Genomic DNA, 10,717 nt, shown 5'->3' on the forward strand with positions numbered 1-10,717 from the left:
CGCAGCATTTGTGTACGGCAGATATCTCTGTGGGAGCCGGGCTTGCCCGCGATGGCGTCTGCGGATTCGACATTGATGTGGCAGGGAGATTGCCATCGCGGGCAAGTCGAATCGTCGCACCGCCGCTCCCACAGGGTTTTTGTGGTGGGCGCAGCATTTGTGTACGGCAGATATCTCTGTGGGAGCCGGGCTTGCCCGCGATGGCGTCTGCAGATTCGATATTGATGTGGCAGGGGGAAGACAGTTGCTCCCACCCTGGACGCTCTTCAGTTCATGAACATTGTTGACCCGCGTTTTCTTCTTTCAGCACATCAAACAACGCCTGCGCCGCCGCCGACAACTCCACCCCAGGCTTGGTCAACACCCCGATCGCCCGCTCAATCACCGGGTCATGCAGGGTCAGGCAATGCGCACCCAGTTCGCGCATCTGCCCGGCGCACAATGCCGGGACCGCGCTGACGCCCAGCCCGCTTGCGACCATACGCCCCACCGTTGCCAGCTGATGGCTTTCAAACTCCACCGGCAATTTCATACCACGCGCCTGAAGGTGCTCCTCGAGCATCACCCGTACGGTGGACGGGCGCTGCAGGGTGATGAACGGTTCCTGCAGCAGGGTCTTCCAGGCGATATCGTCAAGCCGGGCCAGCGGTGAATCCAGGGGCACCACCGCGACGAAGCGATCCATGTACAGCGGTGTGAAGGCCAGCGACGAGCTGGTGGTTGGCTCAAACGCCACACCCAGCTCGACCTGTCGATCCCGCACCATTTCCAGCACCTGCTCGTTGATCACGTCATTTACCGTGACATTGACCTTGGGGTAACGCGCACGAAATGTCTTGAGGATCGGTGGCAGCAGGTTGCCGGCAAACGAGGGCATCGCGGCCAGCGTGACTCGCCCGCGTTGCAGGGTGAAGCGCTGGCGCAAATCGTCCTCGGCGTTGTCCCAGTCGGCGATCAGGCGCCGCGCCAGGGGCACCAGAGCCTCACCTTCGGCGGTCAGTGCGACGTTGCGGGTGTTGCGCGCAAACAAGCGCCCACCCAGGCCTTCTTCCAGCGCCTTGATGGTCAGGCTCAGCGCTGATTGCGACAGGTGCAGGCGCTCGCAGGCCACGGCGAAACTCAGACTCTGGGCGACGGCGAGGAAGGCGCGGATCTGTTTGACGGTCATGTCGCTTGGCTCCTGGAATCTCGAGACTGTGAGCTGCAAGCTTGTGGGTGCATGGCCTGCGTGCAATGGCGCCCTCGGAATGACTATCGCGAGCAAGCTTTGCTCCCACAGCGCAGAGTGGCCTTGGTCAGTGTGGGTGCCTGGCCTGCCTGCGATGGCGCCCTTGGAATGGCTATCGCGAGCAAGTTTTGCTCCCTCAGTGCAGAGTGGCCTTGGCAAATGGAAAACTCTATTAGTGAGTTTTATCTATTAATACTTGCTAAAAATCAACTTAACAAATCAATCTTGCGGCGAGACACTTCAGTCATTCGGCTAGCCAGCCGCCCATAAAGAATAAAAGAGGTGCATATGGCAGGTTTCGACAAGCGTGTGAGTTCCTACGAGGAAGCGCTGGCAGGTCTCGAAGACGGCATGACCGTCATCGCCGGCGGCTTCGGTCTGTGCGGGATTCCGGAAAACCTGATCGCCGAGATCAAGCGCAAAGGCACACGCGACCTCACTGTGGTGTCCAACAACTGTGGCGTCGACGGCTTTGGCCTGGGCGTGCTGCTGGAAGACCGGCAGATCAGCAAAGTAGTGGCCTCGTACGTCGGTGAGAACAAACTGTTCGAAGACCAACTGCTCAAAGGCGAAATCGAAGTCGTCCTGACGCCCCAGGGTACCCTCGCGGAAAAAATGCGCGCTGGCGGCGCTGGCATTCCAGCCTTTTTTACCGCCACCGGCGTCGGCACACCGGTTGCCGACGGCAAGGAAGTGCGCGAATTCCACGGTCGCCAGTACCTGATGGAAGAGTCCATTACCGGTGACTTCGCCATCGTCAAAGGCTGGAAAGCCGACCACTTCGGCAACGTGATCTATCGCCACACCGCGCAGAACTTCAACCCGCTGGCGGCCACTGCCGGCAAGATCACCGTGGTCGAAGTCGAAGAAATCGTCGAGCCCGGCGAGCTCGACCCGGCGCAGATCCATACCCCTGGCATCTACGTGGACCGGGTCATTTGCGGCACGTTCGAGAAGCGCATCGAACAGCGCACCGTGCGTAAGTGATCACCTGCCCCCGGCCCGAATTGAAGGAATAACAACAATGGCACTTTCCCGCGAACAAATGGCTCAACGCGTCGCCCGCGAAATGCAGGACGGCTTTTACGTGAACCTGGGCATCGGCATCCCGACCCTGGTCGCCAACTACATCCCCGAAGGCATGGAAGTCATGCTGCAGTCGGAAAACGGCCTGCTCGGCATGGGTCCGTTCCCGACCGAAGAAACCATCGATGCCGACATGATCAACGCCGGCAAGCAAGCCGTGACCGCGCGCATCGGCGCGTCGATCTTTTCCTCGGCCGAGTCCTTCGCGATGATTCGCGGTGGGCATGTCGACCTGACCGTGCTGGGTGCCTTCGAAGTCGACGTGCAAGGCAACATCGCCTCGTGGATGATCCCCGGCAAGCTGGTCAAGGGCATGGGCGGCGCCATGGATCTGGTGGCCGGTGCAGACAACATCATCGTCATCATGACCCACGCCTCGAAGGACGGTGAGTCCAAGCTCCTGGCAAAATGCAGTCTGCCGCTGACCGGCGCCGGTTGCATCAAGCGCGTGCTGACCGACCTGGCTTATCTTGAAATCGAAAACGGCGCGTTCATTCTCAAGGAGCGCGCACCGGGTGTCAGCGTCGAGGAAATCGTCGCCAAGACCGCGGGTAAACTGATCGTGCCTGATCACGTTCCGGAAATGCAGTTCGCTGCGCAGTGAGGAATAATTCCATGCAAGACGTTGTAATTGTAGCCGCCACCCGTACCGCCATTGGCAGCTTCCAGGGTGCGTTGGCCAATGTGTCCGCCGTGGACCTGGGCGCCGCAGTGATCCGTCAGTTGCTGGCGCAGACCGGGCTCGACCCGGCGCAAGTGGATGAAGTGATCATGGGCCAGGTGCTGACCGCCGGCGCCGGGCAGAACCCAGCGCGCCAGTCCGCCATCAAGGCCGGCCTGCCGTTTACCGTGCCAGCCATGACCCTGAACAAGGTCTGCGGTTCGGGCCTCAAGGCCCTGCACCTGGCCACCCAGGCGATTCGCTGCGGCGACGCCGAGGTGATGATCGCCGGCGGCCAGGAGAACATGAGCCTGTCCAACTACGTCATGCCCGGCGCCCGTACCGGCCTGCGCATGGGCCACGCGCAAATCGTCGACACCATGATCAGCGACGGCCTGTGGGACGCGTTCAACGACTACCACATGGGCATCACCGCCGAGAACCTGGTTGAGCAGTACAACCTGACCCGCGAGCAACAGGATGCCTTCGCCGCGGCCTCGCAACAGAAAGCCTCGGCCGCCATTGAAGGCGGACGTTTTGTCGATGAAATCACGCCGATCCTGATTCCCCAGCGCAAGGGTGAACCGCTGTCGTTCGCCACCGACGAGCAGCCGCGAGCCGACACCAGCGCCGCCGCCCTGGGCAAACTGCGCCCGGCGTTCAAAAAAGACGGTTCGGTGACCGCCGGTAATGCTTCGTCGCTCAACGATGGCGCCGCGGCCGTAATGCTTATGAGCGCGGCAAAAGCCAAAGCCCTGGGGCTGCCCGTGCTGGCAAAAATTGCTGCCTATGCCAATGCGGGCGTTGATCCGGCGATCATGGGCATCGGCCCGGTCTCGGCCACTCGCCGCTGCCTGGACAAGGCCGGCTGGTCGATCGGTCAGCTTGACCTGATCGAAGCCAACGAAGCCTTCGCCGCGCAATCCCTGGCGGTGGCCAAGGACCTGGGCTGGGACATGAACAAGGTCAACGTCAATGGCGGCGCCATCGCCCTCGGCCACCCGATTGGCGCATCGGGCTGCCGGGTGCTGGTGACCTTGCTGCATGAAATGATCAAGCGTGACGCCAAGAAAGGCCTCGCCACCTTGTGCATCGGTGGCGGCCAGGGCGTGGCGCTGGCCATCGAGCGGGCGTAAAGCGTTCAACAGGCGGCGCGGGGACCCACGAAGAACCGCGCAGCCTGGCAACACCCCCGGTGTGACAGTTGTCGCACCGGGCTCCACGCATCAGCAAAACGATCCCCTGCTCCACATCAACAAAACGATCCCCGTGCTCTACACATCAATAAAACATCCCCCTGCGGCAGCTCCTACCGGGATTTGGCTACGCCCATCAATTGCTCGCGCAACTGCGGATTGCGTGTTCGCGGGTCCAGCCAGATATCAAAAAACGCCCGGGCGAATGCCGGGTCGTTCACCTCGTGCTGCAAGCGCTGCCCGACATAAAACCGTGCCCCCTGCCCCGGCAGATACACCCCGGTGATCCGCGTTCCGGCCTGCACATCGACAAATGCCTGTTGCATCTGCTTCTGCCATGCCTCCAGTTGCGCGGCACTCACCGACTCGCCTGACAGGCGCCTGATTTCATCGACGCTGGCCTGAACCAGGTCGTCCCGGGAAATCTTGCGCTGGTAAATGAGTTCAAGGGCGAACGGCTGGTCGCTCGCCAAAGGCTTGGCTGCACTCCACAGGCGGGCGTTATAGACATCAAAACCAAACCAGCGAAATTCGCCGGCACCAATGATCCGCGCCCCAGGCAAAGCCTCCTGCCAGTTGGCCAGCGCATGACCGGCCAACAAGGCCAGCAGCCACAAGCTATGACGCAGAATGGATCGGGAGCGATTCATGATGGGCTCGATTCAGCGCAGAGGATGCCCAAAATTTATACGCCAAAACCCAAACTGTACAAGCTTTGAATGTTGTATACAAAAACCGCAAAGCTATACAACAATCCGTCCGGCGCATGCTAACGTGGCAGTCTCACACAGGATGGAGACGCGTGCGTGCTATTGCTCAAACTGCTGGTCATTCCCGGATTTCTGCTACTCATCTCCCTGGCGGGCAAACGCTGGGGCCCCAGCGTAGCTGGGTGGCTGTCAGGACTGCCAGTGGTGGTCGGGCCGATTCTGTTCTTCCTGGCCATCGAACAAGGCGAAGCATTCGCCGCCCGCTCGGCCACCGCCGCGTTATCGGCCATGTTCGCGATGATCGCCTTTTGCGTCACCTATGCCCAGGTCGCACAGCGCAGCAACTGGCCGACCGCGCTGAGTCTTTCGTTAGCCGTGTGGGCCATGTTGGCGGTGGTGTTATCGTCGATCCCCGCGTCCCTGGTGTTTTCCACAATCGCCGCTGCGAGCGCGTTGCTGGCGGCGCCTTATCTGTTTCCGTCGGTGCAGCCCGTGATCTCAGGCACCGCCCCCAAGTCTGACAGACTGCTATGGCGCATGGTCGCCGGTGCCCTGCTGACACTGGCGGTCACCTTGTTGGCAAGTACCGTGGGCGAGCGCTGGAGCGGCCTGCTGGCGGTGTTCCCGGTGCTCGGCAGCGTAATGGCCGTGTTCTCCCAGCAAACCCGTGGGCCGGCGTTCACGGCTGCGTTGCTGCGCGCCACGGCGACTGGCATGTATTCGTTTGCCGCCTTTTGCCTGGTCCTGGCCCTGGCCTTGCCGACAATGGGCCTCAGCGCATTTGCCCTCGGCGTCGCGGTCTCGGTGGCCATGCTCGGTGTGACCCGGCGCCTGCTGGCAAAACCTGCGGTCAGCGTGCGCGCCCAGGCTTGCGACGAGTGACTGGCCGAGCACCGGTACTGGAGTGACTTGCACGTGGCATGGGATGATCGCGTCTGAACCGATCGCGGCTGACGCGCGACAACCCCTGGAGATCCCGAATGTCATTGTTGAGCAACAAAGCCGTTGTCCTGTTGCTGGCCGTCGCTGCCAGCCTGGGGGCCCTGAATGCTCAGGCGGCCAAGGCCACCAGCAGTTCCGCATCGTCGCAGAAGGTGTCGATGCTGGGCGGCAAGTTCATCTTTACCCTGCCCAAAGGCTTCGTCGCCACGCCATTGCCGGCCAGCTCATCGGGCGCCAGCGGGACCATGTACGCCAACGAAACCACCAAGACCGTGGTGATCGCCGCAGAAAACACCCTGCCCGAGGGTCTCAAGGTCAAGGACAATGACGGCGCCTTTCTCGACGGCACTGCGGCGGACTTTGACGCGGCGCAGCGCAAGGCCCTCCCCGACTACAACAAGTTGAGCGAGAAAAGCCTGACCCTCAAAAGCACTGGTCTGGGTGTGCGCCAGGTCGACAGCACGGCCACCCAGGGTGGTGGGCAAACCCTCAACACCACGCTGATGGCGGCCTCTGGCAACCACATGGCGGTGGTCCGGGTGATTTCCCGGCCCGGCGACATGGCGGCGCATGAAACCCTGATCAAGCGGATGCTCAGCGGTAAATAAACCTAAGGGTTTAGGCTTTGCAGCCAGGCGTTCAAGTCCTGCATTTCGGCTGCGCTGATGCTGTGACCCACCCCCGGATAGGCATGAAATTGGGGCTTGAGCGACAGGCTTTGCAGAAGGCTGTTGGCGTCTGTGCCATCGACGTAAGGCAGGCGTTTGTCTGCGGTGCCATGGCCGATGAAGATCGCCAGCTGCTGGCGTTTTTCATCGGGTTTGAGCTCGGCCTTGAGCACCGGCAGGATACGCCCGCTCAGCGCTGCAATGCCTCCCAGCGCCTGCGGATGACGCAGCGCCACCTCGTAGGACATGATCGCACCCTGGCTGAAGCCCACGAGGAACACCTTGTTCGGTGCGGTGCGGTATTTGCTGGCGGCTTGGGTGATGAAGTCCAGCAAAACCTGGCTGCTGTTTTTCAGGTCATCGGTTTCGCCGTTGTAGGCACCCTGGCCTTTTTGGCGGAACCACTGGTACCTGCCTTCTTCCATCACCATCGGCGCGCGTACCGACAGGTAGTTGTACTGCTCGGGCAATTGATCCTTGATGCCGAACAGGTCCTCTTCGTTACTGCCATAGCCGTGGAGGAAAATCACCAGGGGCAGATTGCGCGAATCGGCGTGGGTCTGCTCCAGGTATTGGAGCGGCAGATCGGCTTGCAGCGGGGTTTGGGCATGGACGGCGGTGGACGCCAGGAGTGTCAGCAGAGCGAAAAACTTCAACATAAACCTTCCTTCACAGGAGCTCGTTTTCTAGACGACGATTTTAATAAGAAAGAAAAAATCATTAATCTCAAATAGGTAGAAAACAATTTGACACTCAACCTTGGAATGACTTGATGAGCAGTACTCTGAACCCGCTCTGCCAAACACACAAGCACGGGGTGACGCAAGATATCGGCTACCCGTTAGTCAAAATTATGAAAGGAGCTTTCGACTCTCGCGGCAATGATGCTCGTGAATCTCTGCTCTCGTAATTGCTGGTTGGCTTTGACAGGAGCAGTACTCACCAATGGTGGGCGGTCGATCCTGGGGTCGGGCGCGGTGTGCTCACCACACGCCGAAAGAAGCAAGCACAGAGCAATTGGGGTCAGGGTAAGGCGAGCGTATGTAGACTTCTCAAAACGGCAAATCAGGCATCACTGCCTTGCCTACGGAGTTTGCCGAAGGTTTGAACTGTGCAGTGGGCGGTCGAGTGCCCACTCAGTCTGTCGATCCTGAAGCGGGATTCTACCCAAGCAGGTTGTGCCAATAAAAGACTTGAAGAAGATGCATTGATTCTTTGTCTTCGCGCTGGGAGCCGCCAAGGAAGCGCTGACGTCCGTTACGCATTGATCCCGTTTCCGTTGGGATTGCAGGGACAACAGCAAATCTCGAAATCATCTTCACGCCCTCTCCAAGCAACTCATCACCATTAGCGGCTATGAGCCACTCTCGCAAGCGAGCGCAGTCAGGTTCCGATGAGAAGCACGACCGGACATGAGTCGATTGGATGGATCGCAGGAAATGTTCACCGTCGCTTTTAAGCATAAGAGCCGGAGTTCTCGCTAGCCACTCCCAGCTCCCTCATCAGGCTACGCAGCTTTCACGAGCCGATCTGCTAGCTATGTTGGTGCATTCTCTAAACCAGCTTGCGACAGGCTGCAAGGCCTTCACTCAGCGAAACGAGAAAATACCTATACAAAATGAAATTCTTGTATAGGTTCTCAGTAATGTATGTCACTCTGCCACCAGTCGGTTAGCATCCTCTGCTGCGCTAGTGCCTAGCCAGGCTGTCGTAACTTTCAAATGGGCGGTAGCGGTACACCAGTAGCCCTGACACGGATAGCAAAATGGAAGCACCAAGTCCTGCCCTTACAGGGTCTATCTATGAGCACCGCCCATGAAAAACTCAATCTCACTAGCCTCGCGCATAGGCCTTGGCTTCGCCGTAATTGTATCGTTGCTTATCCTAATCACCGCCGTGGGCATTCAACGGGTAGGCTTTATCCACTCCACCCTGGAACACGTGAGCGAAAATGCGGCGAAAATTCAACGCTACGCTATTAACTTTCGGGGGAGCGTGCACAACCGAGCTATTGCCATTCGGGACGCAGTATTAGTGGATAGTGATCAAGACTTAGCCGTCCATCTCAACGAAGTTACCAATCTAGAACAGGCCTACTCCGATTCAGCAACACCAATGGATCAGCTATTCGCAACTGCTGGTGTAACATCGCAGGAGCAACAGCTGCTAAGAGCGATTAAAGATATCGAAACGCAAACGCTCGCTTCCACTAAATCGGTAATCGCCCTGCGCCGCGCCGGAGATATCTCTGGAGCACAAGCTTTGCTGCTGCGCCAGACCTCAGGTGAATACAGCGAGTGGTTGAAACGCGTGAACGCACTGATTGACTACGAAGAAGCCTCGATCAAGAGCCAACTCACTGCTGTACAGGCCACTGCCAGTGAGTTTAGAGGACTGATGCTCATGGCAACCGGCATAGCACTGCTGCTGAGCATCATCCTGGCAATCTCTATCATCCGCTTCGTCAAGTCCACGCTGGGCGCTGAGCCGACTCAGGTTGCGCAGGCTATCCAACGGTTGGCCGCAGGCGATTTGCAACAAGTGATCGTTACCGATTATCCGAACAGCGTGATGGGCGTTCTGAAAACTGCTCTTAGCCGTTTGGCTGATACCATTAGTGAAGTACGTATAGCGGCCCAAGAGGTCAACAATTCATCTCGGCAACTGTTGACCACATCGTCCACCAATAACAATCAAATCAGCCTGCAGACCCGTGAAGCCGAGCAGGTGGCAACTGCAATTACGCAAATGGCGGCAACGGTCAATGAAGTTTCAGGCTATGCCTCTCAAGCAGCGGACGCGACGCGTCTAGCCGATGCTGAAGTTGTAAGCGGAAATCGCGTCGTTGCGGACACCACTCTCGCTATTGAACAATTGGCGGACACACTGGTTGAAACCACCAATACCGTAGAGCAGGTGTCCAAGCGCAGCGAAGAGATTGAAATAGTGATCGAGGTAATCAATTCAATTGCCACGCAAACTAACCTATTGGCGCTTAACGCTGCCATCGAAGCGGCCCGAGCAGGTGAGCATGGCCGAGGGTTTGCGGTTGTGGCCGATGAGGTGCGCTCTCTAGCTAATCGAACTCAGGAGTCGACGCGGGAAATTCGCGAAATGATCGGTACCCTGCAGAGCGGAACTGAAACTGCTGCACAAACCATGCGTAATAGTTGCGAACTGGTAAGCCACACCGTTTCGCAAACCCGCAATGCCCAGGCGGCGCTAGGTAAAATTAGCCAGCAAGTCGGCGCCATAAACCACATGAATGCACAAATCGCCAGCGCATCTGTCCAGCAAAGCGTGGTGGCCGAAGACGTTGCGCAAAATATCACGCGCATCCATACCTCAACGGTGCAATCGGCAACTGGCTCTCGAGAAGTTGCGACGGCCAGTCAGGAGTTAGCGCAGCTAGCTGATCGCCTTACCCAGAAGGTCGCATTTTTTAGGGTGACTTAAACGCTACCAATTCCCCACAACAGCGCACTTCCCTGATCACATCGCCGCATGCTGCTAGAGAAGACCAGTGGTAGGTGGTTTCAAATGCACAGCTATTCAGGTTTTTCGTATCTGGTCGATACGCTGCACAGAGCACGCATTTTGCGGGCTGCCTATTGATGCCATGTCGAATCAAATTTGATGGTGGCATTTGGCTTCAGCTGAGCAATTATCGGCACCTACTTATCTCTCCGGCAAGGACTGCCCACTAAAATCGCTTTTGCTTGGAATCGGTATGGCCAGGATTTGCTCGCTTCTTTCGCTAGTTACAGCTTTGGTATGTGCTGATGTTTGGGCTGGTATAGCCAAGCTTGAGGTCGAAATAAACGAGCAAAACGGCAATCCGCTGTCCGACGCGGTGCTCACTCTTCAAGGGCCAATTGGCCAGCCCTCAGCTCATCGAAACGCCGATATGGATCAGCGCTCTCAACAGTTCGCCCCGCATGTGCTGGCAGTGCATACCGGTACGCCTATCAAGTTCCCAAACAGCGACAACATCCGCCATCAGGTCTACTCGTTCTCGCCGGCAAAACGCTTCGAGCTACGTCTTTACGAAGGCACACCGTCCGACCCAGTCCTGTTCGACAAGACTGGTGTTGTGGTGTGCGGATTCCACGCCATCCGGACACTCAGCCCACCAACATCCGGACACTCATTCCACGCTCATTCGGACAGGCAGTCGGAGCGCAGCGACGCAGGTTTGCATTGTTAGTCTGAAGTCTCTGTCGCCG

General features: G+C 58.3%; 8 protein-coding genes and 3 pseudogenes. 8 read left to right on the plus strand and 3 right to left on the minus strand.

The genetic code is table 11. The annotated features are described in order from the left end of the window. Positions 1 to 271: 271 nt before the first annotated feature. Positions 272 to 1,168 (minus strand): LysR family transcriptional regulator, encoded by an 897-nt coding sequence (locus tag IMW75_RS26160; protein WP_205894238.1) that lies wholly within the window; start codon positions 1,166 to 1,168, stop codon positions 272 to 274. A gap of 348 nt (positions 1,169 to 1,516) precedes the next feature. Here IMW75_RS26160 and IMW75_RS26165 point away from each other — a divergent pair, with 348 nt between their 5' ends. Genes IMW75_RS26165 through IMW75_RS26175 form a run of 3 tightly spaced genes read left to right on the plus strand, consistent with a single transcriptional unit; the run spans position 1,517 to position 4,111 of the window. Then, positions 1,517 to 2,215, plus strand: coding sequence for a CoA transferase subunit A (locus IMW75_RS26165; protein WP_045060543.1), 699 nt, complete (start codon positions 1,517 to 1,519; stop codon positions 2,213 to 2,215). A 37-nt stretch (positions 2,216 to 2,252) separates the two neighbouring features. Continuing rightward, complete coding sequence (locus IMW75_RS26170) at positions 2,253 to 2,918, plus strand: CoA transferase subunit B (RefSeq protein ID WP_205894239.1); 666 nt, start codon at positions 2,253 to 2,255, stop codon at positions 2,916 to 2,918. Positions 2,919 to 2,929: 11 nt separating this feature from the next. After that, on the plus strand, positions 2,930 to 4,111 hold the full coding sequence (locus IMW75_RS26175) for an acetyl-CoA C-acetyltransferase (RefSeq protein WP_045060541.1): 1,182 nt from the start codon (positions 2,930 to 2,932) through the stop codon (positions 4,109 to 4,111). A gap of 173 nt (positions 4,112 to 4,284) precedes the next feature. Here IMW75_RS26175 and IMW75_RS26180 read toward each other — a convergent pair whose 3' ends face one another. Then, positions 4,285 to 4,821 carry a chalcone isomerase family protein gene (locus IMW75_RS26180; RefSeq protein WP_205894240.1) on the minus strand — a complete coding sequence of 179 codons (537 nt, stop codon included), beginning with the start codon at positions 4,819 to 4,821 and terminating at the stop codon, positions 4,285 to 4,287. Between the two features lie 156 nt (positions 4,822 to 4,977). On the opposite strand from IMW75_RS26180, the gene IMW75_RS26185 reads away from it, so the two are divergent. Continuing rightward, positions 4,978 to 5,763 carry a hypothetical protein gene (locus IMW75_RS26185; protein ID WP_205894241.1) on the plus strand — a complete coding sequence of 262 codons (786 nt, stop codon included), beginning with the start codon at positions 4,978 to 4,980 and terminating at the stop codon, positions 5,761 to 5,763. A 98-nt stretch (positions 5,764 to 5,861) separates the two neighbouring features. Then, positions 5,862 to 6,431, plus strand: coding sequence for a DcrB/PsbP domain-containing protein (locus tag IMW75_RS26190; protein ID WP_045060538.1), 570 nt, complete (start codon positions 5,862 to 5,864; stop codon positions 6,429 to 6,431). Positions 6,432 to 6,433: 2 nt separating this feature from the next. Here IMW75_RS26190 and IMW75_RS26195 read toward each other — a convergent pair whose 3' ends face one another. Next, positions 6,434 to 7,150, minus strand: coding sequence for an alpha/beta hydrolase (locus tag IMW75_RS26195; RefSeq protein ID WP_045060537.1), 717 nt, complete (start codon positions 7,148 to 7,150; stop codon positions 6,434 to 6,436). Positions 7,151 to 8,306: 1,156 nt separating this feature from the next. On the opposite strand from IMW75_RS26195, the pseudogene IMW75_RS27485 reads away from it, so the two are divergent. From IMW75_RS27485 to IMW75_RS26205, 3 pseudogenes are all read left to right on the plus strand, one after another. Further along, positions 8,307 to 8,819: pseudogene (locus IMW75_RS27485) on the plus strand (MCP four helix bundle domain-containing protein); the annotation flags it as partial. Between the two features lie 600 nt (positions 8,820 to 9,419). Beyond that, positions 9,420 to 9,947 (plus strand): annotated as a pseudogene (locus IMW75_RS27490) (methyl-accepting chemotaxis protein); the annotation flags it as partial. A gap of 274 nt (positions 9,948 to 10,221) precedes the next feature. Next, positions 10,222 to 10,596: pseudogene (locus IMW75_RS26205) on the plus strand (methylamine utilization protein); the annotation flags it as partial. Between the last annotated feature and the right edge of the window lie 121 nt (positions 10,597 to 10,717).

Source organism: Pseudomonas gregormendelii (genome assembly GCF_017114825.1).
Lineage (GTDB): Bacteria > Pseudomonadota > Gammaproteobacteria > Pseudomonadales > Pseudomonadaceae > Aquipseudomonas > Aquipseudomonas gregormendelii.